17 protein-coding genes are annotated in these 21,305 nt (G+C 73.3%); 8 read left to right on the forward strand and 9 right to left on the reverse strand.

Annotation, left to right across the window (positions count from 1 at the left end; all coding sequences use genetic code 11):
- Positions 1 to 72: 72 nt before the first annotated feature.
- On the reverse strand, positions 73 to 1,092 hold the full coding sequence (locus tag O7612_RS10060; protein ID WP_282272494.1) for a class 1 isoprenoid biosynthesis enzyme: 1,020 nt from the start codon (positions 1,090 to 1,092) through the stop codon (positions 73 to 75).
- A 287-nt stretch (positions 1,093 to 1,379) separates the two neighbouring features.
- Between O7612_RS10060 and O7612_RS10065 the strand changes: the two genes are divergently transcribed.
- The 5 genes from O7612_RS10065 (at position 1,380) to O7612_RS10085 (ending at position 10,434) form a co-directional block, all read left to right on the forward strand.
- Positions 1,380 to 1,811: a hypothetical protein gene (locus O7612_RS10065; RefSeq protein ID WP_282272495.1), complete on the forward strand. Its 432-nt coding sequence runs from the start codon at positions 1,380 to 1,382 to the stop codon at positions 1,809 to 1,811.
- 25 nt (positions 1,812 to 1,836) lie between these two features.
- On the forward strand, positions 1,837 to 5,541 hold the full coding sequence (locus O7612_RS10070) for an endonuclease/exonuclease/phosphatase family protein (protein WP_282272496.1): 3,705 nt from the start codon (positions 1,837 to 1,839) through the stop codon (positions 5,539 to 5,541).
- Positions 5,542 to 5,635: 94 nt separating this feature from the next.
- A complete protein-coding gene (locus tag O7612_RS10075) occupies positions 5,636 to 8,884 on the forward strand; it encodes a BTAD domain-containing putative transcriptional regulator (RefSeq protein ID WP_282272497.1) in 3,249 nt (1,082 codons plus the stop codon).
- A 111-nt stretch (positions 8,885 to 8,995) separates the two neighbouring features.
- Positions 8,996 to 9,994, forward strand: a complete 999-nt coding sequence (locus O7612_RS10080; protein WP_282272498.1) for an NAD(P)H-binding protein — start codon at positions 8,996 to 8,998, stop codon at positions 9,992 to 9,994.
- Positions 9,985 to 10,434 carry a hypothetical protein gene (locus tag O7612_RS10085; protein ID WP_282272499.1) on the forward strand — a complete coding sequence of 150 codons (450 nt, stop codon included), beginning with the start codon at positions 9,985 to 9,987 and terminating at the stop codon, positions 10,432 to 10,434. Before O7612_RS10080 ends, O7612_RS10085 begins: the two co-directional genes overlap by 10 nt.
- A 182-nt stretch (positions 10,435 to 10,616) precedes the next feature.
- Here the strand turns inward: O7612_RS10085 and O7612_RS10090 are convergent, their stop codons facing one another.
- From O7612_RS10090 to O7612_RS10120, 7 genes are all read right to left on the reverse strand, one after another.
- Entirely contained in the window at positions 10,617 to 11,414 is a 798-nt protein-coding gene (locus tag O7612_RS10090) for a lectin (RefSeq protein ID WP_282272500.1), read from the reverse strand.
- Positions 11,411 to 11,851, reverse strand: a complete 441-nt coding sequence (locus O7612_RS10095) for a hypothetical protein (protein WP_282272501.1) — start codon at positions 11,849 to 11,851, stop codon at positions 11,411 to 11,413. Before O7612_RS10095 ends, O7612_RS10090 begins: the two co-directional genes overlap by 4 nt.
- 126 nt (positions 11,852 to 11,977) lie before the next feature.
- Entirely contained in the window at positions 11,978 to 14,236 is a 2,259-nt protein-coding gene (locus O7612_RS10100; RefSeq protein WP_282272502.1) for a catalase, read from the reverse strand.
- A 97-nt stretch (positions 14,237 to 14,333) separates the two neighbouring features.
- Positions 14,334 to 14,780 (reverse strand): hypothetical protein, encoded by a 447-nt coding sequence (locus tag O7612_RS10105; protein WP_282272503.1) that lies wholly within the window; start codon positions 14,778 to 14,780, stop codon positions 14,334 to 14,336.
- A gap of 53 nt (positions 14,781 to 14,833) precedes the next feature.
- On the reverse strand, positions 14,834 to 15,223 hold the full coding sequence (locus tag O7612_RS10110; RefSeq protein WP_282273867.1) for a hypothetical protein: 390 nt from the start codon (positions 15,221 to 15,223) through the stop codon (positions 14,834 to 14,836).
- Positions 15,224 to 15,432: 209 nt separating this feature from the next.
- The gene (locus O7612_RS10115) at positions 15,433 to 16,194 is read right to left on the reverse strand and encodes a hypothetical protein (RefSeq protein ID WP_282272504.1); all 762 of its coding nucleotides are present in this window, start codon (positions 16,192 to 16,194) and stop codon (positions 15,433 to 15,435) included.
- Positions 16,191 to 16,736: a sigma-70 family RNA polymerase sigma factor gene (locus tag O7612_RS10120; RefSeq protein WP_282272505.1), complete on the reverse strand. Its 546-nt coding sequence runs from the start codon at positions 16,734 to 16,736 to the stop codon at positions 16,191 to 16,193. Before O7612_RS10120 ends, O7612_RS10115 begins: the two co-directional genes overlap by 4 nt.
- A 165-nt stretch (positions 16,737 to 16,901) precedes the next feature.
- Between O7612_RS10120 and O7612_RS10125 the strand changes: the two genes are divergently transcribed.
- The 3 genes from O7612_RS10125 to O7612_RS10135 all read left to right on the forward strand — a co-directional run bounded on the left by O7612_RS10125 (position 16,902) and on the right by O7612_RS10135 (position 19,920).
- The gene (locus tag O7612_RS10125) at positions 16,902 to 18,185 is read left to right on the forward strand and encodes a cytochrome P450 (RefSeq protein ID WP_282272506.1); all 1,284 of its coding nucleotides are present in this window, start codon (positions 16,902 to 16,904) and stop codon (positions 18,183 to 18,185) included.
- A gap of 168 nt (positions 18,186 to 18,353) precedes the next feature.
- Entirely contained in the window at positions 18,354 to 18,614 is a 261-nt protein-coding gene (locus tag O7612_RS10130; protein ID WP_282272507.1) for an acyl carrier protein, read from the forward strand.
- A gap of 64 nt (positions 18,615 to 18,678) precedes the next feature.
- Complete coding sequence (locus O7612_RS10135; protein WP_282272508.1) at positions 18,679 to 19,920, forward strand: beta-ketoacyl-[acyl-carrier-protein] synthase family protein; 1,242 nt, start codon at positions 18,679 to 18,681, stop codon at positions 19,918 to 19,920.
- 36 nt (positions 19,921 to 19,956) lie between these two features.
- On the opposite strand, the gene O7612_RS10140 is transcribed toward O7612_RS10135, so the two are convergent.
- Complete coding sequence (locus O7612_RS10140; protein WP_282272510.1) at positions 19,957 to 21,279, reverse strand: glycosyltransferase; 1,323 nt, start codon at positions 21,277 to 21,279, stop codon at positions 19,957 to 19,959.
- Positions 21,280 to 21,305 lie beyond the last annotated feature (26 nt).

Below are 21,305 nucleotides of genomic sequence, written 5' to 3' on the forward strand. Positions count from 1 at the left end.
CCGGTTCACTCTACCGGCCGCGACCACGCCCCCACCGAACGTGAAGACAAAAAGCTAAATTGTACCCCCGCGTCAGCCACTGTCGTCGGCATGGGGATTCTCCGCCACGGGACCGATGTTCCCTGCCGGCCAGAACAGCAACCGGTAGGGCCGGCGATCGGTGGGGTCGGGTTCCGCTGCCGGCGGGCACGGTCGGGTGAGGGTGCCGGATCGCTGCCGGTGCCGGTCGATCAGCTGATGGACCAGCCCACCCGCCAGCATCATGAACAACATGCCGAACAGGCGGTCACGGCTGCCCGCGGGGTGCCGGTGGTGGAACTCCCGGTACAGGTCTCCGATCCGTCGGCCGGTCTCGATCACGGTGATCGATCCCGACGTCACCTCGGTGGTCACGCCGGCGGCGCGGTCCAGCGCCACGTCGTGGAAGTCGTCCAACACCTGGAGGACGTCGCCGAGTTCCACGAGCAGCCGTCGGTCGAGCGGTGACAGCGCCGGCCGGAGCAGCCCGAAGAGCGCCGCCGTGCCGAGTCCACCCTTGCCGCGGGTGATGCGCCGGAGGGTCCGCCCCGAGACGGCGGAACCCCGCTGCCGCCGCGACTGGATCTGGAACCGGTGCATCCGGCGTAGCGCCGCGTGGACCGGTGCGGAGTCCTCGCGTCGCAGCACCGCCTCGATGGCGCGGTACAGCCCCAGCAGCATCGTCTCGGCGTCCGACCGTGGCTGGAAGGACCCGCCGTCGAACAGGACCGTCAACCGCTCGTCCAGGTCGGGGGCGCGGAAGTTGTCGAACAGGTCGTCGTACACCCGGGTGAAGGAGCTTCCCAGCACGGCCCGGTCGGCCCGGAAGGCGATGCCCGTGGCCTGCGCGTAGCCGGACATGGCCAGGCACACCTTGACGCTGGTGCTCAGCAGGATCCGGGAGATCTGCCGTCGTCGTCCCACACCGGTGACGCTCGCGTCGATGATCGGCCCCACCGTCCGGTCGAAGACCTCGATGATCTCGCCGATGTCGCGTCTGACGAACCGATACACGCTCGGCCAACCCAGCGCCAGTGGCGCGAGACGCAGTACCGCGACGACCTCAGTGGACACGGCCGGTGCACTCGGGCCGAGCCGACGGGGACGGCCCCGGTGCAGGGCCTGCGCCCGTCACCGCCGGCCGCCGTGCCTGCCGGGCGGCAGGTGCGAGGGTGTTGCCGGACTCGATCGTCGCCTGGGCGCTGGCTCACGGCTCGGGGGCATGGGTCGACACTATCGAAGAGAATCACCGGGTGTGTTCAGCTGATGACGCGCCGGTTCCGGCTGGTGGCCCCGACACGGGGCGGCGACTGGATCGGGGGTTCACTTCCTGTCCAGTGGGGCGACCTACCCTCTCCGGAATGACATCGAAGCACTTCGAGCCAAGGCGGATGTCGGCGGCGGGCATCGCGGCGGTCAGCGCGGTCGCGCTGGTCGTGGCGCCGACGACACCCGCCGCCGCCTCCACCATCCGAGACGGGTGGGTGCAGCTCTGCCCCTGGGGCAACTACCGGGTGCACCTTGAGTACGTGGATCTCAACAACCACACCGTCCAGCTGGGTCCGGTCCTCGACCCGGGGGCCGACTGCTGGTGGGGGCCGGTGCCGACCGGCGGCGAAAGCTCCCTGTTCTGGGTCATCGGCCACTTCAACACCAGCAGCGGAACCTTCGAGGTGATCGGCCCGAACCGGAAGTACGAGACGTTCTACAACGGCGTCACCGGGATCGGTTTCGCCGCCGAGGGCACGACCGCCTCCGGTGGCCGCAAGGACGCGCACTACTACCGGTACTGAACCACCCGGAACAGGGGAGACAACCATGGTCCGCGCCGCCCGCGTACTGCTGGGGCTGTTGCTCGTCGTGACGGTCGCCGGGCCGCCGCCCTCGTCGGCGCGGGCGGCGACCCGGCCGGCGGGGGTGCCGCGGCCGATGGACTCGGCGGCGTCGCTGGTGGCGGGCGTCGCGGGGGACGCCGACCTGGCCGCCGGCAACCGGATCGGCGGGGTCGCCGGGCTGCCCGACTGGTCCCGGGTCGGCTATCTCGGCGGCCAGTCGTTGCCGACCGACGCGGACCTGGCCGGCGGCGCCTGCACGATCGACGCGGCGCGGCTGGCCGGCGAGTTCGGGGTCCGCGCCGACGACACGGTGGACGACAGCGGGGGCCTCCAGTCGGCCATCGACCGGATCAAGGCCACCTGCTCGCCGTCGGGCAACGCGCGCCGGCTCTCGCTGATCGTGCTGCCGGCCGGGCGGATCGACATCTCCCGGCAGATCTACGTCGACGCGAACTTCCTGGTGCTCCGGGGCCAGGGGGCGGGCAGCGGCGGGACGCGGATCGTGTTCCGGCCGGACGTCAACACCCGGTACGACACGCTCACCGCCGACGGCAGCCGGTGGAACCAGGACACCATGACGTTCGGCTCGGCACCGGACACCGGCACCGGTGGCTGGATCTGGCCCGGCCGGGCGCTGTTCAAGGTGCAGACCCGCGAGGTCGCCGACCGCTACGCCGACGAGTGGTCCGCCGCCCCCGCCAACCGTAAGGACCTGTTCGAGGGCTCCATCAACCAGCACTGGGCGTCCGGCCAGAAGCTGGGGTCCGCCTCGGCCGACCCGGGCTTCTCGGCCCGCGCCGGGCAGAACGTGATCCGCCTCGACAGCAAGGCGAAGATGGACGGCTTCCGGGTCGGCGGCTACGTCTGGGTCGGGGCCGCCAACAGCCTGCGCTTCTACGAGCAGCAGGGGCTCTCCCCGGACGACCCCGGCACCCGCGAGAACCTGCACATGCGGCAGCAGATGTTCCGGGCGACCGCCGTGAACACGTCGGCGAAGACCGTCACGCTGGACCGCCCGCTGGAGTACGACGTGCCGGTCGACTCCACCTCGGACGGCTCCGCGCCGATCGCCGGCACCGTCTACACCAGCAAGATCACGCCGCTACGCGCGGTGGAGGGCGTCGGCTTCGAGAACTTCGCCTTCTCCCAGGAGATGGAGGGGCTGCCGAAGCTGCTCGGCGGCGTCTACCACCCCACCCCGACCGACGCGGTGCACAACTACGGCAACCTGGCCCCCGAGTACGCCATGCACGGCATCGCGTTCAAGTGGGCCGCGAACAGCTGGGCGCGCGGGCTGGCCGGGTCGATGACCGGCTCGCACCCGATCGTCACCGAGGTCGCCCGCAACCTCCAGATCGAGCACAACACGTTCGACGGGGCGTGGAACAAGGGCAAGGGCGGCAACGGCTACCTGCGCGGCAGCCGGGTGTGGGACTCGCTGTGGGCCTACAACACCAGCCGGAACCTGCGGCACTTCACCTTCCAGTGGTCGGCCAGCGGCAACGTGGCGTTCGGCAACGACCTGGATTCCGACCTCAACCTGCACGGCGGCTGGGAACGCTACAACCTGTTCGAGGGCAACACCGTCCGCGTCCCGTACGAGCACCGGTCGGGCAGTTGCACCGCCAACTGCGGCGGCGAGGGCGGCGAGCTGGAGGACGGCACCTGGTTCCCGATCTGGTGGGCGGCGGCGGCGAAGGCGATCAAGTGGTCCGGGGCGTCCGGCCCGCAGAACGTCTTCCACCGCAACACGATGATCAAACAGTCCGTCGCCGGTGGCCCCTACCTGCCCTACGAGCCGTACTCCAGCGACAGCGGCGAGTCGGAGGCGATCTACCAGTTCGGCTCCGACGCGGCGAACCCGCGCGCGTTCACCCCGCTGAGCCAGGGCGGTGCGCCGATCAAGGACTGGTCCGGCCGGGAGACCGTGAACTACGCCGGCCAGGGTGTCGCGGTGCGGACCGGCGAGCGGTGGCCGTCACTGTTCCTGCGCGACGTCGGCCAGCTCGACCCGCGTGCCGGGAACCGGCAGACGGTGATGACCTGGAACATGCAGGGCGCGGGCTCCAGCGCGGGCGGCACCTACGAGAACAAGTACGCGACCGTGCTGGGGTTCCTCAGCGCGGGGGTGCTGGCGGTGGCGCTCCAGGAGGCCGGGTCACCACCGGCCGGCAGCGCGCACGAACGGGGGCGTTACACCCAGAACGTGTTCGCCAACAACGGCGTCTTCCCCCCGGTCTACGAGTACTACCTGGGCACCCTGCTCGGTGAACCCACCCGTCACCTGTACTGGTTGAACACGGACACCTCGACGCAGGGCCCGAACCGGGTCAACCTGGCCATCGCCACCGCGCAGCGGGCCGACCAGGTCGTCGTGGTCGCCGGTGCGGCGGGTGCCCGGCCGGCACTCGGCGTACGGATCGGTGCGACGTTCTTCTTCACCGTGCACGGCTGGTCGGGCAACGGCAACGACATGCCGACCACGCTGGCGAACATCCGCACGTACCTCCAGAACAACCCCGATCCGACCACCGGTCGTCCGTACGAGTGGGTGGTGCTCGGCGACTTCAACCGGGAACCGCAGAACCTGCGCAATGCGCTACCGGCCAACCAGTTCGCCGTGATGGCTCCGGACGCCAACACCCATCCGACGACGGGCCCGACGAGCACCCTGGACTACGCGGTGACCGACTTCGGCAACGGCGCACCGACGCTCTTCCAGGCGCACACGGAACGGACCATCACCAACTCCGACCACCACCCGGTGACCTACGGGTTCGACCTGCGCGCCGCGGCGGAGGTGCCGCCGCTGGCCACCCCCACGATGCCCGGCCGGGCACTGCTACGTAACGCCGCCACCACCTCCGTCGCCGACGCCGAACCCAACGGCGGACCGCTGGTCGTGGACACCGCGTACGACCTGTCGCGGGCACAGCAGTGGCGGCTGGAATGGGACAACGAGTTCCCCGGTTACCTGCGCCTGCAACGGGTCCGGGAGGGCAACTCGACCGACGACCGCTACCTGGGCCTGGCCGACGCGGCCCCGGACGCCCGCGCGGGACTGGGCTGGTCACCGTCGTTGACCCAGCTGTGGCGGCCGGTGAGCAACGGCGACGGCACGTACACCCTGCTCAACTACCTGACCGGCCAGGCGCTCACCAGCGTGGCGGGCGACTTCCTGCTGGCCGCCCGGGACGCGACGGACTCGCCGTACCAGCGCTGGTTCTTCTCGTCGTCGACCGACCTCGAACTGCACCGGGACATCCTGCCCGTGGTCGCGCCCGCCGGCACGGCGGCCGAGCTGGGGGTGGCCGGCCCGGACGGGGTCGAGGGCCGACCGGTGCAACTTCTGCCGGCCACCACCGGCAGCCGGGAGTGGCAGCCGGTGCCGGCCGGGCAGCGCGGGTCCGACCGGTGCTTCTATCTGCTCCACGGCGACGAGTACCTGACGTCCACCCCGGACGGGGGGCTGCCCGTGCCCGGCGCGCACGTCGTGCTGGACGATTACGACCCGCACAGCCAGGGCCAGCTCTGGTGCGTCCACCAGGACAGCACCTCGATGACCATCTACAACAACACGGTCGTGCAGGGTCAGCTCGTCCAGACCTACCTGACCGACCACGGCCTGCACGCGCACCTGAGCGTGGAGTCCGTGCCGGACACCGGGCGGGAGGGCTGGCGCTGGTGAGCCCCGGCCCCGCCCTCATCTCCGGTCGGTATTGCGGGGCTTCGGCGTAAGCTGAAGGGCGTCGATATCACCGACGGCCGGGGGTTACCGAGGCGTGGCTGGGCTGTGGTCGGGGGAGAGCGGGCACCGGACACGGCCGGAAGACGCACTGCGACTCCAGATCCTCGGCCCGCTCCGCGTCCGGCGGGGCGGCGTCGAGCTGGACCCCGGGCCCCGCCAGCGGGCCTACCTGCTCGTCCTGCTGCTGGCCCGGGCCGGGGGACCGGTCAGCACCACCGAGCTGATCGACCTGGTCTGGGGCGACGACGCCCCCGCGAGCGCGGTCAACGTCATCCACAAGTACGTGGGTGCGCTGCGCCGGCTGCTGGAACCCGGGCTGCCGCCCCGTGCGGCCGGCTCCTACCTGCACCGGCACCCGATCGGCTACCGGCTGTCCGCCTCGGCGGAGACCCTCGACCTGATGGCGTTCCGCGAGCATGTCGGGGCCGCCGACGCCCACCTGGCCCGGGACCGTGCCGGAGCAGCCCTCGACGCGTACGGCCGGGCGCTCGTCCTGTGGCGCGGCCCGGCCGGCGACGGACACCCGCACCGGCCGGGTGCCGTCGCCCTCTTCTCCGCGCTGGACGGGGAGTTCTTCGCCGCCGCCGTCACCGCCACCGAACTGGCCGTCGCGGCGGGGCAACCGCACCAGGTGCTGGCCCCGCTGCGCCTGGCCGCCACGATGGCACCCCTGCACGAGCCGGTGCAGGCGGCGCTGGTCACCGCGCTGGCCGCCGCCGGCCAGCAGGCGCAGGCGCTGACCGTGTTCCGGGCCGTCCGGGCCGACCTCGCCGAGCAACTGGGGGTCGATCCCGGCCCGGCCCTGTGGCAGGCGTACCACCGGGTGTGCGGCGGGGCGTCGACGCCGCCCACGCCACGGACCCCGACGGGCGGCGGCCTGGTCGGCCGGGTCGGCGAACTCGCCGTCCTCCGGCAGGCCACTGCCGCCGCCTTCGCCGGGGGCACCGGGCTGGTGATCGTGCAGGGCGAGCCCGGGGTCGGCAAGACCCGACTGCTCAGGGAGGCCACCGCCGAGGCGGAACAGCGCGGCGCGCTCGTCGTGTGGGGGCACTGCCTCGACGGCGGCGGCACCCCCTCGATGTGGCCCTGGGTCCAGGCCATCCGGGGGATCCTCGACGGTCTGCCGGCCGCGCAGCGGGACGTTCCGGTCGGTTGGGAGCTGGGCAGCCTCCTGGAACCGCGTCCGGACGTCCTCGCCGCGCCGGTGCTGCCCGACAACGGTTTCCCGTTCCGGCTCTTCGAGCAGGTCGTCGCGATCGTCGCCGCGGCCTCGGCGCGGCGGCCCACGGTGCTCGCGCTCGACGACCTGCACTGGGGCGACAGCGCGTCGCTGCACCTGGTCGGTCACCTGGCGACCCGCCTGCCCGGCGGTACCGCCCTGATCGGCGCGCTGCGCGACCGCGCCCCGACCCCGGGTTCCGCGCTGTCCCGGATGCTCGCCACGGTCAGCCGGCTCCCCGGCCACCAGCGGGTCCAGCTCGGCAACCTGGACGAGGCGGAGGTGGCCGAACTCGTCCGCCGGGAGACCGGCGCGGCTCCCACCGCCGACGCGACCCGCGGCATCCTCAGCCGCACCGGCGGAAACCCGTTCTTCGTCCGGGAACTGTCCCGGCTGCTCGCCGACCGGTCCCCGGGGCGGGCCGGCGTGCCGGCGACCGTGCGGGACGTGGTCGTCGACCGGATGTCCGGGCTGGACGCCGACACCCGTGACCTGCTCCGGATCGCCGCGCTGATCGGCCGGGCGGTGGAACTCGGGCTGCTCGCCCGCGCCGCCGGTCTCGACCTCGACAGCTGCCTCGAACGGCTGGAACCCGTACTGGCGCTCGGCATGCTGGAGAGCCGGCCGGGCGACCCCTTCTCGCTGCGGTTCGCCCACGATCTGGTCCGCGAGGCGGTGACCGCGACGACCCGGCCGACGCAGCTCGGCCAGCTGCACCTGCGGATCGCCGACGCGCTCGAACGAACGCCCCCCGGAACGACCCGGGTACGGCCTGATCGGGGCGGTCCGGAGGCCGAGACGGTGGCCGAACGTCTCGGGCACCACCTGTGGTCCGCCGGGCTGCTCGCCGAGCCGGCCCGGACCGTCCGGGCGTTGGTCGACGCGGGCCGGCACGCGGCGGGCAAGTCGGCGCTCGACGTCGCCGAGCGCCACCTGCGCGCGGCCGTGCAGGTGGCCCGGGCCGCAGGCCTCGCCGAGGGGGAGCTGTCCGCGCTGGCCCAGCTCACCGCAGTCCTCGGCATGCGGTCGATGTACGGCTTCTCGGTGACCGACCTGTTGGAGCGGGCCGAGCACCTGGCCCGTGGCCTCGGTCGGGAGCGGGAGGCGGCCAGTTTCCTCTACTCCCGCTGGGCCGCCCTGGTCCAGGCGGTCGATCTCGACCGCAGCGCCCCGCTGGCCCGCCGGCTGCGGCGACGGGGGGAGGAGTCCGGCGATCCGTGGGTGCTCGCGTGCGGACTGCACGCCTGGGGCCTGCAACAGTGGGACCACGGGGAGATCGGTGAGGCGATCCGGTGGCTGGACCGGTCCCGGGAGATGATCTTCGACATTCCCCGTCGGGACGAGGACCCCGTCCGGCACGACCTCCAGCTGCTGATGGCCGCGATGCTCGCCGAGGTGACCACCTTGCACGGTGAGGTCGCCGACGGGCGGACCCTGCTCGACGGGCTCGAGGACCTGGCCGGGGAGGACCCGTACATGGTCACCGTGTGGGCGTGCGCCGCCACCCGCATCGCGGTGATCGTCGGCGATCCGGCGCTGGCGCTGCGCGCCGCCGGGCGGGGCATCGCGGTGGATCCCGGTTTCTCCTTCGTCTTCCTCGGTACCTACCAGCGGCTGGCCCGCTGCTGGGCGTTGGCGGTGACCGGCCGGGATCCGGCCGGCAACGCGGAGCAGGCGCGTCGGCTCATCGCCGCCCACCTGCTCGACCCGCCCCGCTCGGACGTCGCCGCCTGGCACGGTCTCCTCGCCGAGATGCTCATCGCCGCCGGCGCGGTCGAGGCGGCCGCGACCGCACTCGACCGGGCCGACTTCTATCTGGAGTCGTGCGGCCAGCGCCATCCGGAGGGGCTGCTGCTCCTGCTGCGGGCCCGGCTCCTCCAGGCGCGGGGTGAGCCGGTCGAGGTTGTCCGGGCCGCCGCCGAGCGGGCGCGGGCGGTGTCCGCCGACCGGGGGGCCTTCCTGCACACCCGGCGGGCCGAGCGGCTCCTCGCCGAACTGCCGACCCGACCCGCGAGGCGGCGACGGTCGACCACGGGCGGGTGTAGACCGGAACGTCGACGATAGGAACCGACCCCGGAGAACGTGGCCGGTGCCGCCCCGCCACCCGTGGTCCGCCTACCGGTGCCGGCTCGGTACGGCTTGACAAGCCGACCGGTCCGCAGTGGACGATGGGCCGTGCGGATTCTCGTGGTGGGCGGCAGCGGTCTGATCGGTACCCGGGTGGTCGACGTGCTGCGCGGGCGGGGGCACGCGGTGACCTCGGTCGCCCGTACCGCCCGGCCGGGCGTCGACCACCTGCTCGACCTGGAGTCCGCCGCGATCGACGACCTCCGGCCGCTGCTCGCCGGCCACGACGGTGTGGTGCTGGCCACCCGGGCGGACGAACAGCGGGTGTTGCCCAGGCCGGCCTACCCGGCCCTGCGCCGGGAACTCGTCGAGCCGGTGGTGCGCCTGTTCACCGCCGCCCGTCACGAGGGGCTCACCCGGGGGGTCGTCATGGGCTCGTACTACACCCACTTCGACCGGCTGCATCCACAGTGGCGACTCACGGCACACCACGCGTACGTCAGGTGCCGGCGGGAACAGGCCGGGGAGGGGCGGGCCGCCGCCGGCCCGGGGCTGCCGGTCGCCGTGCTGGAGCTACCGTTCGTCTTCGGCCGGGCCGGCGACCGGCTGCCCAACTGGGCCGGTCCGCTGGACCGGTGGGCGCGGTCCCGGGCACCCCTGGTCGTCCCCGTCGGCGGGACCGCCACCGCCTCGGTGGACAGCGTCGCCGACATCACGGCCGACGCGCTCGAACAGGCCCGTGGTGGGGACGTTCCGGTCGCCGACGAGAACCTGAGCTGGGCGGAGATGATGACCCGGATCGCGGGGGCGGTCGGCCGTCCGCGCCGGGTCGGTCGGCTGCCCGCCGCGGCGGTACGGGCCCCGCTGCGCTGCGGCGGTCTGCTGCACGCTCTCGCGGGCCGGGAGGCCGGGATCAACCCCGCCCACCTCGCCGACCTCCTGCTCGCCGAGCTGTTCCTCACCCCGACCACCGGCCGGTCCCTGGACCCGGCGCTGCGCGACACCTTCGCCGAGCCCGTACCGTCGGCCGGCGGAACCCCCGCATGGCCGCCGCCCCGCCCCGCTCGCCACTGCGCAGTCTCGTCGGGCTCGCGGCGGTGTCCCTGACGATCGCGGCGGTCGTCGTCATCGCCCCGGACCCACCGGCGGAGTCCGCAGGTGGCTGGCAGCCGCCCTCCGGCTATGTCGACGCCGAGAGGGTCACCCTGGACGATGGTCGTACGCTGCGGCTCTGGGCCGGACCGTCGGGTAGCTACGTGGAGAGTCTCGACGCCGGGCGTTCCACGGCGGCGGTCGGCACCAGCGGCGGCGGACCGGAGTACGCGATCAGCGAGATCCTGGGTGGTCTGCTGGGCTACCTGCCCCTTCGGGAGGCGCGGACGGTCCTGGTCGGGTCGTCGTCTGTCCGGGCGGACGTCCACGCCCAGCGGTTCCTGGTCGCCGCCACCGCTGTCGACGTCGCCGACGGGCGGGTCCGGCTGACCGTGCTGGACGGGACGGGCCGGACGCTCGCCCGCGCGGCCGTGGAGATCACCGGACGCGGCTGACGCAGGTGGGTCCGGCCCCGCCTCCGATGCCGTCCGGGGGTGGGGTCCACCCCGGGCAGGCCCGTCCGCCGGACCGTGGCGGCGACGCGCCGCGCGGGTCGTGACCGCGGCGGCGCGTCGCCGAGATGCGCTGTGCCCGCTCGTCGGGCCGGTGGTGGCGGGTGTCGGCGGCACGCTACGGGTCAGCCGCGGCTCCACCGTTGACCGGCGGCACCGTTGCAGTCCCAGATCTGGGTACGGGTGCCGTTGGTCGTGCCGTTGCCCACCAGGTCCAGGCACCGCCCCGAGCCGACTGCGGTGACGGTCCCGTCGGCGTTGAAGCGCCACTTCTGGTTGGACTGGCCGTTGCAGTCCCAGATGATCACCGAGGTGCCGTTGGCGGTGCCGGCGTTGTTGACGTCCAGACACTTGGTGCCGTAGACCCGCAGCTCCTGGCTGCTGGTCGAGGTCCACGACTGGTTGGCCTGGCCGTGACAGTCCCAGACGATGGCGGCGGCGCCGTTGGTCTGCGTCGCGCCGTTGACGTCCAGGCAGCGGCCGGCGGAGACGTTGCGGACCGCGGTCGTCGTGCCTGGCGGCGGGGTGGTCGGGGGCGGCGTCGTCGGCGGCGGGGTGGTGGGCGGGGGAGTGCCGCCGCCGGTCACCAGGAACATCGCCGCGCCGTGCGCTGGCACCGAGGCGCTGATCGTGCCGGTCGACGTCGCGGTGCTGTGCGCCCACAGGTCCCGTACCGCGTACGACGAGGCGCTGCCGAGGCCGAGCGCGCTGGCCGTGGTGGAGACGGTGGCCGTGCCGCCACTGCGGTTGAGCAGCACCGTGGCCACCCCGCCCGAGGACATCGGCTTGCGCCAGACCTCCAGGTCACCGCTGTCGCTGATCTTGTAGCCCTGCCGGCCACCCCAGTCCTGGTCGACCGCGATGACCTCGGTGTTGGTCAGGATGGTCCGGGTGGCCGCCGCCCGCCGCCCGGGGCCGGTCACCGGACGTCCGGGCTACACACCTTCCAGTCGCCGCCCTGCCGCTCGACGTTCAGCCCCACCGTCCGGGGTGCCTGGTCCGAATAGGTGACCTCGGCGGTCACCCACCGCAGGGTCGGTCCCTCGCTCAGGCGCCTGACCGTCACGTCGATGATCCGGAACCCGGTCACCCCGTACCCGGCCGCAGGACGGTCCAGCCAGTCCGCCCGCGACTCGCGGCGTCGGTCGGCCGCACACAACATGTCGTACGCGCCGTTGTCGTCATGCCTGACCACTGCGGACAGGTAGGCGTCGGCGGCGGCGCGGATTCCGGGCTCCTCCCTCGCGTCCTTGTGGGACAGGTAGAAGCCGGCGGTGGGGGTGCCACAGCAGAGCAGCACGCCGATGCCGACCATGATGACGGCGAAGCCCCGGCCGGACAGCTCCTTCTCGGCGGTCACCGCACCGACGGTACGGGCCGGCGGCAAGCCGGCCGCGACGGTACGGGCCGGCGGCAAGGTGCCCGCCGGCCCGACCATGACGGGTGTCCACCGTGCACCGTGGCGGACACCCGTCGACAGCTCCCGTCAGGAGACCGAGGCGGGGAACCGCTCCCAGACCCGGTGCGCGGCCAGCAGCGCCTGCGCGTCGGCGAGCACGCCGGTCGGCGAGTCGCCGGCCACCACGCCCGCCGCGCCGGCCACCCCGGCCAGCTCCAGCACCCGTACGCCGTCACCCCAGGCGCCGATCACCTTGGCGTGCCGCCAGCACTCCTGCACCAGCAGCAGCACCCGGGGATCCACGACGGTGGCGTCCGCCGCGCCCGCCTTGGCGTCCCTGGCCGGCCGCGCGTCCGGCGCCGGGGCGGGCGCACCGGCCAGCAGCACCGCGTCCAGTTCGACCGAGCGGCCGGTGGCGAAAGTGCGCTGCACCGTCAGGCCGTCCACCGTGCCGCCGTGCGCAGCGATCACCAGCGGCACCATGCCGGCGGCGAACACCTCCCGGCGTACCTGCTCGACGCCGTCGGAGCCGGCTGCGGCGTCGACCACGATGCCGACCGTCCGGCCGTCCGCCGGCCAGGTCCGGCCGAGCTGGGACAGCGCCGGGCTGGGGGCGACGTCGGCCAGTGGCACGGTCGGCTCCGGGGTCGGCAGGCCCAGACCGGTGGCCACCTCGGCGCAGAGCACCGGGTCGATGTTGGCCAGGCACTGCACCTGCCGTTCCCGGATCGCCTGGTGGTAGCACTTGCCCAGCTCGAAGGTGTAGGCCCGGATGATGTGCTCCCGCTCCACCGGCGACATGCTCAGCCAGAACAGCCGGGCCTGGCTGAAGTGGTCGTCGAAGGAGGCCGGGTTGGCGCGGACCTTCGGGGCCTCGGCCACGGTCACCGGGACGTCGACGAACGCGTTCTCGGCGTCCCCGGCGGGGAACGGGTTGCCCCCGTCGAGCGAGTTCGGCCGGTAGGGCGCGACCCCGGCGTGCACGGCGTGCTGGTGGAACCCGTCGCGGAGCATGTCGTTGACCGGCGCGTGCGGCCGGTTGATCGGGATCTGCGCGAAGTTCGGCCCGCCCAGCCGGGTGAGCTGGGTGTCGACGTACGAGAAGAGCCGGCCCTGTAGCAGCGGGTCGTTGGTGACGTCGATGCCCGGCACCAGGTGGCCGAGGTGGAAGGCGACCTGCTCGGTCTCGGCGAAGAAGTTCGTCGGCGTCCGGTTGAGCACCAGCTTCCCGACCGGCTGCACCGGAGCCAGCTCCTCCGGGACGATCTTGGTGGGGTCGAGCAGGTCGATGCCGGCGAAGGTCTCCTCCGGGGTGTCCGGGAAGACCTGGAGGCCGAGTTCCCACTCCGGGTACGCGCCGGCCTCGATGGCGTCGTAGAGGTCGCGCCGGTGGAAGTCGGAGTCCATGCCGCTGAGCAGCTGCGCCTCCTCCCACTCCAGCGAGTGCACGCCCAGCTTCGGCTTCCAGTGGAACTTCGCCAGCACCGTCGCCCCGGCGGCGTTGACCAGCCGGAAGGTGTGTACCCCGAAGCCCTCCATGGTGCGGTACGAGCGCGGGATGCCCCGGTCGGACATGTTCCACATGGTGTGGTGCTGCGCCTCGGTGTGCAGCGAGACGAAGTCCCAGAAGGTGTCGTGCGCGCTCTGCGCCTGCGGGATCTCCCGGTCCGGGTGCGGCTTGCCGGCGTGGATGATGTCGGGGAACTTGATCGCGTCCTGGATGAAGAAGACCGGCATGTTGTTGCCGACCAGGTCGAAGGTCCCCTCGTCGGTGTAGAACTTGGTGGCGAAACCCCGGGTGTCCCGCACCGTGTCGGCCGAGCCCCGGGAGCCCAGCACGGTGGAGAACCGGACGAACACCGGCGTCTCCTTGCCCTTGCGCAGGAAACCGGCCCGGGTCACCTCCTGCGCGCCGTACCCGGTGAAGACGCCGTGCGCGCCCGCGCCCCGGGCGTGCACCACCCGCTCGGGGATGCGTTCGTGGTCGAAGTGGGTGATCTTTTCGCGGAGGTGGTGGTCCTGGAGCAGCGTCGGCCCGCGCGTGCCGGCCTTCAGCGAGTGGTCGGTGTCGCGCAGCCTGGCCCCCTGCGCGGTGGTCAGGAACGCGCCCTGCTGGCCGTTGGCGACGGCCGGCGCTCCGGTGACCGCGCCGGTCGGGGTACGCGTCTCGGGTGCGCCCTGCTCCTTCTTGGGTGGTAGCGGGTCGTGCGGGGTGGTGGGCTCGTCGACGGTGGGTGGCGCGCTGCCCGGTGCGCCGGGCACCTCGGGGGCCATCAGGTGGGAGACCTTCTCGGCTGCGGCGTCCACCACGTCCTTGACGACCTCGGTCGGCTTGCGGGATTCCATCTGGGTGGCACCTCTTCGGGAAGCGGGGAACGGGTGTTCTTCCCCTACCCGGGCAACCCGGAGCAAAACACGCCGATGGTCGCTACCTACGGTGAGATCAGCGTAGCGCGCGCAGGGTGACGGCGGTGACCGCGCCGTACGCCAGGTGCGGCACCACGTCGGTGATCCAGTCGGTGGCCGACCAGGTCCGGGGATCGGTGATCCGCAGGACGGTCAGGGGACCGTTGGAGCCGATCATCGCCAGGCCGGTCAGCGCCAGGACGGACACGCCCAGCGGCAGCCGGCGGCCACCCGCCGCCGCGTAGCCGGCCGCGGCGGCCACCGAGGTGGCGTAGCCGAGCAGCGGCCCCAGCCCGGACCGGCGGTTGGCGGCCGTGCGCTGGTCGCCGAGGTCGACGTGGGCCAGCTCGGCCAGCCGGCCGGCGCTGTCCTCGGCGGCGCTGCTGGCCGGTCGGGCCCGGACCGCCATGTCGAGGTAGGTGACGGCGTTGAGGGCGGACGCACCGGCCGCGCCGGCGATCAGTGCTCTGCTGGTGGGCGTCATCCTCCCCGCCTACCCGCCTGCGCGGTGGTGACACCCGACCCGACCGGTGACCGTCAGGAGACCGCCGTGGTCACCAGCTCCCGGACCCGCTTCTCCACCGCCGGGGTCCAGGCGCGCAGGGCGTACGACACCGGCCACAGGTCACCGTCGTCGAGGTTGGCCGACTCCTGGAAGCCCAGGGTGCAGTACCGGTAGTTGAACTTGCCGGCGTCCTGGAAGAACACGACGATCTTGCCGTCCTCGTTCGCGTACGCGGGCATCCCGTACCAGGTCTTCGGCGAGAGCTGCGGGGCCGCCGTGGTGACCGTCAGGTGCACCCGTTCGGCGAGTGTCCGGTCCGCCGGGGCCATCTGGGCGATCCGGTCCAGCACCGCCTGCATGCCGTCGGCCTTCTTGGCGCCCTTGCGCCCCTCGGCCCGCAACTCGGCGGCGCGTTCCCGCATGGCGGCCCGCTCCTCGGCGGTGAACCCGTCGCCGGCCTCCCCGGTGGTGTCGCCGTCGGTCGCGGTGGTCGCTTTCTTCGTGGGCACGCGGACTCCCTCTCTCGCCGTGCGGACGCGGCCTCCTGCCGGTCACCTGGCTAAAGGCTATGGCCCCGCCGGGTGCGACGGCTTCTCGATTCCTGACCGGTCGCACCCGGCGGGGCCACCGGTCACAGGTCCTCGATGCGGTGGGTGGTGGAGCCGGCGGGGCGGTGCACGACCACCGTGATGCTGCCGATCTCGCCGCCCTCCGGCCCCGGCCACCACGCCGCCCACCATCCGCCCCCGGTGCTGGTCCGGATGGTCCGGCCGTCGGCGAGGACCAGGTCGACGCCGGTGACCGACGGGCCGACCAGACCCACGGCGTTGGAGTACTGGTCGCGGCCGGAGCCGACCGAACTGCGCGTCTCGAGGTTGACCGTGCCGGCGGCGGGGGGCGGCAGGGGGCCGTCCGCCAGCGTCATCGCGGTCGGCTGGCCGTCGTCCACGCTCATGCACTCGATCACGCCCGCGCCGCGCCGCTGGATGAGCAGGGTGGCCACCCCCCGACGCTCGGCCAGGAGCACGTCGGAGGGGCCGACCGGTGCCGCCGGCTCGCTGCCCACCCCGCTCCCGGCGCACCGGCGGGCCTGCGGCAGGACCTGCTCGCCGGTGAGCGTGCCGGGCACCGGGGTCCAGGAGGCGAAGGCCCGGTCCATCGGCCCCGGTAGCAGCGCGGGCACGGTGACCGCGCCCACCACCGCGACCGCCCCGGCGGCGACCAGGCCGACCACTCCACGCCTGGTCACCGGGCGGCGGGCCGGCCCGGTACGGACGGCTGCCCGGTCGGCGACGATCCGGTCGACGACCGAGGTGGCCCGTTCCCAGTCGGCCGGGGTCGGTTGCACCCCGCGTGCCGGGTCCAACACGGAGAGGCGTTGAAGATCCGTCATGACTGCTGCTCCTTGAAGACGGTGAGGGTGTGCGGGCGGGCGACGGGCGGTTCCAACGCGGCCCGGAGGCGTTCCCGGGCCCGGCCCAGCCGCATGGCGAACGTCGACCGGCGGCAGCCCAGCACGGTGGCGGCCTGCGCGGCGGTCAGCCCGTCGAACGCCACCAGCGCCAGCACCTCCCGGTCGGCCGGTCGCAGGCTGCGCCAGGCCCGGTCGAGGTCGATCCGGGCGGCGGCGTCGACCATGTCGTCCCCGTACGCCGGCCCCTCCGCCGCCACCAACCGGACGTCCAGGGCCTGCCGGCGTAACCAGCCCCGGGTGTGGTTCGCCATCGTGCGGCGGGCCACCGCGAACAGCCACGGACGGGCATCGGCGGGGAGGTCGTCGAATCGTCGCCAGGCGGTGAGGAAGACCGTCGAGACGACGTCCTCCGCCTCGCTGGGCGGAACCCGCCGCTGCACGAACCGCAGCAGGTCCGGGTACGTCGCGGCGTGCAGGGAGCGGAACCGTTGCTCCCGTACGCCGTCATCAGCACTGCTCATGTGCGCCTTTCGGTCGGTCGTTGCACCCCCTACCTGTCCGGCGGCACCCCCACTGTCACACCCGGTCCGGCACCGGACCGGCGGGAGGCCGGCCGTGGACAGGCCGCCGTCGATGCGTCTAAGGTCACGGCATCCTCCGCCCGTGCACCCCCGACGAGGAGCACCATGGGTTTCCCGGTATCCCTCGACGAACTGCTCGGCGACGAGGTACGACGCGACCCCTACCCGTACTACGCCCGGCTGCACGAGCTGGGGGAGGCGGTCGCACTCCCCCCGGACGCACCGCACGCCGTGGTGGTCCACGGGTACGCCGCGGCCCAGCGGGTGCTGCGTGATCCGGTCTTCCGGGTGCTCGACGCGCGGTACCTGGACCGGGCCGGCGTCCGCTGGCGTGACCACGCGGTGCTGCGGACCCTGCAGGCCAGCATGTTCAACGCCCCGGCCGAGGACCACGCGCGGGTGCGTCACCTGTTCGGTCAGGCGCTGACCGCCCGTCGGGTCGCCGCCCTGGAACCGGCGATCGCACGGATCACCGACGAACTGCTCGACGGGCTTACCGAGGCGGGCGCGGACGGCCGCCCGGTGGACTTCATGGCGGCGTTCGCCCTGCCGCTGCCCAGCGCCGTCGTCGGTGAGCTGCTCGGGGTGCCGCACGCCGACCGGGCCTGGTTCCCGTCCCGGGTGCGGGCGTTCGACGCGGTGCTGGAGATCGGCCCGCGTTCGTTCCGGGAGATCCGGGCCGCCAACCGGGCCGCCGAGGAACTGGCCGGGTACTTCACCACGCTGCTCGCCGCCCGCCGGGCGGAACCCCGCGACGACCTCGTCTCGGCGTTGGCCCGGCTGCGCGCCGAACGCCCCGACCAGCTCTCGGAGGCGGAGCTGCTGGCCAATCTGATCGTCACGTACAACGCGGGGTTCCGGACCACCGCCAACCTGTTCGGCAGTGGGCTGACCCTGCTCCTGGCGCGGCCCGCCGCGCTGGCCGCGTTGCGCGCCGACCCGTCCCTCGCTCCGGCGTACGTCGAGGAGATCCTGCGGTACGAGCCGCCGGTGCACTTCGCGGTGCGCTACGCCGCCGAGGACACCGAGGTCGCCGGGGTCGACGTCCCCCGTGGGCGGACGGCGCTGGTGCTGACCGGTGCGGCCAACCGGGATCCGCGACGGTTCCCCGATCCGGACACGTTCGACCCGTCCCGGGCGGACAACCGGCACCTGGCGTTCAGCGCCGGACCGCACTACTGCGTCGGGGCGGCGCTGGGTCGCACGGAGGGGCGGATCGCGTTGCCCCGGCTGCTCGACCGGTTCCCGGCGCTGGCGCTCGCCGCGACCCCCGGCGAGCCACGGCAACTCATGTTGCGGGGGTACGACCAGCTCGCGGTGCGGGTCGTCGATCCGGCGGCCGATCGGTCGGACGGCTCCGCCCGGGTGGACCTTGCGCAACGGGCTTGATTGAGTAAGGTCGATCAAAACGGAGCGGCTGCTCCGGTGACCAGCGCGGCGACGGTCACGCCGACGTCGCACCCGGTCCCGGCCGCGTCCCCGGCCACTGCCACGCCTCCCGCGTCCCACCGGCGGCCGGGTCCGCCGACGCCGACCTCCGGAAAGGAAACCACGACCATGACCGACGAGATCCGCGCCTTCCTCTTCGCCGCGATGACCGAGATGAAGTACGACATCGAGGGCGCCGACGACGACACGGTGTTCGGTCCGGCCGGTCTCGACGTCGACTCGCTCGGCCTCGCCGAACTGGCCGTACGGGTGGAGGACCGGTTCGGGGTGACCTTCGACGACGACGAGGCCGAGGCGCTGGCGATGATGACCGTCGGCGAGTTCTGCCGCACGGTGGCCGCCCGCGTCGAGCCCGCCTCGGCACACTGACCGTGCCCGTCGCGCCGCCCCGGAGGCGGTCCGTGCAGCGTTCGGTGCCGCGGGGCGAGGGGGGATGAGCATGCGTGCCGGCGTGACGGTCACCGGGATCGGCTTGGTCAGCCCGGTCGGCAGCACCGCCGTCGAGGTCTTCGACGCGGTCAGCGGGGGCCGGTCCGGGCTGACCCGGCCCGCCGAGGGGCACCCCGTGCACGGGGTCGTCGACGTCGCGGCGTTCAGCCCGGCCATCGACCCGGCCAGCGTGCTGCCCGGCCCCGAGTCCCGGGTGGCGGACCGGTCGATCGTGATGGCCCTGCGGGCGGCCGGGGACGCGCTGGCCGACGCCGGTATCGAGGTGGGCCGGGACGTCGACCCGTACCGGGTCGCCGTGATCGTCTCCGGCGTCGGCGGACTGTCCACACTGGCCGCCCAGGTGCTCGCCCGGGCCGAGCGGGGCCGGTTCGGGGTCAGCCCGTACATGTTGCCCGGGACGCTGCCGAACATGGGCGCCGCACGGATCGCCATCAGGTACGGCATCCGGGGCTACACCTCGTCGATCGGCACCGCCTGCGCGGCCGGTGCCCAGTCGATCGGCGAGGCGGTGCGGATCCTCCGCGCCGACGAGGCCGACGTGGTGCTCTGTGGATGCAGTGAGGCACCGCTCTTCCCGACCTTCGTCGACGCGTTCGGCAACGCCCGCGCGCTCGCCCGCGGCTGGTCCGACCCGACCGCCGCGAGCCGCCCGTTCGACCGCCGTCGTAACGGCCTCGTCCTCGGCGAGGGTGCCGGGGTGCTCGTGCTGGAGCGCACCGCACACGCGGCGGCGCGCGGCGTCCGGCGGCACGCCGACCTGCTCGGGTGGGGCGCGAACAACGACGCCTACCATCCCACCACCCCCCGCCCCGACGGTTCCGGCGCCGCACACTGCATGCGGACGGCGCTGCGCGACGCCGGCCTGGGCACCGGCGACATCGGGTACCTCAACGCCCACGGCACCAGCACCAAGGCCGGCGACGCGGCCGAGGTGGCCGCCCTGCGGGACGTCTACGGCGCGGCCACCCCGCCGGTGAGCTCCACCAAGGGGGTGACCGGGCACCTGCTCGGCGTCTCCGGGGTGATCGAGGCGGCCATCGGCGTCGAGGCGCTGCGGCGTGGCATGCTGCCGCCGACCCACAACCTCGACGAACCGGACCCGGCCGACGGGATCGACCACATCCGCAAGGAACCCCGGACCACCGCGGTGGCCACCGTGATGTCCAACTCCTTCGGCTTCGGCGGCCACAACGTCAGCCTGATCCTCGGCCGTCCGGGGGCGTGACCGGCCGTCGGCACTGCCGGCGGCGTGTCGGGCGGCTCAGCGGATCGTCAGCAGGGTCGCGTCGTCGTGGACGCCGACCGTGACGGTGAAGTGCCGGTCCAGCATGTCGACCAGGTAGTCGAGATCCGCCACGAACGGCACCGGCAGCATCGCCTGCTGGTCCACCGGGCCGTGGCTGGCGACCAACTCGATCCGGTCGGCCTTGAGCAGCCCCCTGGTCAGGAAGGCCGGCAGGTCGTCGGGGAGGAAGCACCGCCACAGGTCGACGTTGACGATCAGGTCCAGCCCGCCGGCCCGGAACTGCTGGAGCACGGTGCCGAGCAGGTGCGAGTTGGTCGGGCCGGGCGGCGCGTCGTGGTCGAAGGTGTGCGAGCCGGCCCCCAGCTCCAGCGCGGACACCCCGTTGCCGATCACCAGCGCCGTGCCGGTGGCCAGCTCCGCGCGCAGCGCGGCCGGCAGCGCGGCCGGTCGCCCCAACCCGCTACGCCGGTACGCCTCGATCGCCTCGCCGTAGAGCCGGATCCGGCCCAGGTGCCGACCGAACGTGTTGATCGCGTAGAGCACCTCGACGTCGTAGCGCAGGTGCTTGCGCAGCATGTGCTTCATGTTGTCCATCGAGGCCATGCCGTTGGACATCTTGCGGAAGTGCGGCAGGTGGTAGGAGAGCGCCTCGACGTCCAGCTGGAACAGGTCGGGCCGACCACCGTGCAGGTGGAAGACCCGGTAGAAGAAGTCGAGATCCTCGAACCCCCACTTGACCATCGCCTCGTCGAAGCCGGCCACCCGCAGGAACGACTCCCGGTCCACCGACGCGTTGTGGGTCAGGCCGAGCACCCAGGGCGCGCTGGGGAAGTCGCGGATCCGTTGTGGATGGGCGATGTCCTCCAGCCGGGGGTCGCCCCGCTCGGCGTCCAGCATCCCCGGAACGATCGGCTCGCCCCGGCGCAGGGCGTCCGCGCCGGCCCAGTCGAGGTCGTAGCGCTGCCCCAGCAGCACCCCGGGCCGACCGTCGAGTGCCGCGTGGTAGGCCCGGTGCCGGGCCAGCAGGGTGGGGTGCGCCACCGTGTCGGCGTCCAGGAACAGCAGGGTGTCGGCGGTGGCGCGGGCCGCCGCCGCGTTGCGGTTGGCGCTGCGGCCCCGGTTGGTGTCGCTGCGTACGCACTGGATCCGCAGCCGGTCGGCGTAGCGTTGCACGACCGGGGCCAGCGGGACGGCCGAGCCGTCGTCGCCGACGACGACCTCGAACTCCTCCGCCGGCAGGCTCTGCCGGGTCAGCGACGCCAGCGTGGTGTCGAGCACCGAGCCGTTGTCGTGGGCGGGGATCACCACGCTCAGGCGGGGCCGGTCCATGGTCGGCATGGGACTCCTTCGGAAACGCCGGCCAG

It is taken from the genome of Micromonospora sp. WMMD987, from assembly GCF_029581435.1.
GTDB classification, from domain to species: Bacteria; Actinomycetota; Actinomycetes; order Mycobacteriales; family Micromonosporaceae; genus Micromonospora; species Micromonospora rifamycinica.

Bases quoted from the DNA above. Each gene is read 5' to 3' on its own strand.
- O7612_RS10115 (WP_282272504.1), bottom strand. From the start codon at position 16,194: ATGACGGATCTTCAACGCCTCTCCGTGTTGGACCCGGCACGCGGGGTG.
- O7612_RS10100 (WP_282272502.1), bottom strand. From the start codon at position 14,236: ATGGAATCCCGCAAGCCGACCGAGGTCGTCAAGGACGTGGTGGACGCC.
- O7612_RS10130 (WP_282272507.1), top strand. From the start codon at position 18,354: ATGACCGACGAGATCCGCGCCTTCCTCTTCGCCGCGATGACCGAGATG.
- O7612_RS10135 (WP_282272508.1), top strand. From the start codon at position 18,679: ATGAGCATGCGTGCCGGCGTGACGGTCACCGGGATCGGCTTGGTCAGC.
- O7612_RS10070 (WP_282272496.1), top strand. From the start codon at position 1,837: ATGGTCCGCGCCGCCCGCGTACTGCTGGGGCTGTTGCTCGTCGTGACG.
- O7612_RS10105 (WP_282272503.1), bottom strand. From the start codon at position 14,780: ATGACGCCCACCAGCAGAGCACTGATCGCCGGCGCGGCCGGTGCGTCC.
- O7612_RS10065 (WP_282272495.1), top strand. From the start codon at position 1,380: ATGACATCGAAGCACTTCGAGCCAAGGCGGATGTCGGCGGCGGGCATC.
- O7612_RS10140 (WP_282272510.1), bottom strand. From the start codon at position 21,279: ATGCCGACCATGGACCGGCCCCGCCTGAGCGTGGTGATCCCCGCCCAC.
- O7612_RS10110 (WP_282273867.1), bottom strand. From the start codon at position 15,223: ATGCGGGAACGCGCCGCCGAGTTGCGGGCCGAGGGGCGCAAGGGCGCC.
- O7612_RS10125 (WP_282272506.1), top strand. From the start codon at position 16,902: ATGGGTTTCCCGGTATCCCTCGACGAACTGCTCGGCGACGAGGTACGA.
- O7612_RS10120 (WP_282272505.1), bottom strand. From the start codon at position 16,736: ATGAGCAGTGCTGATGACGGCGTACGGGAGCAACGGTTCCGCTCCCTG.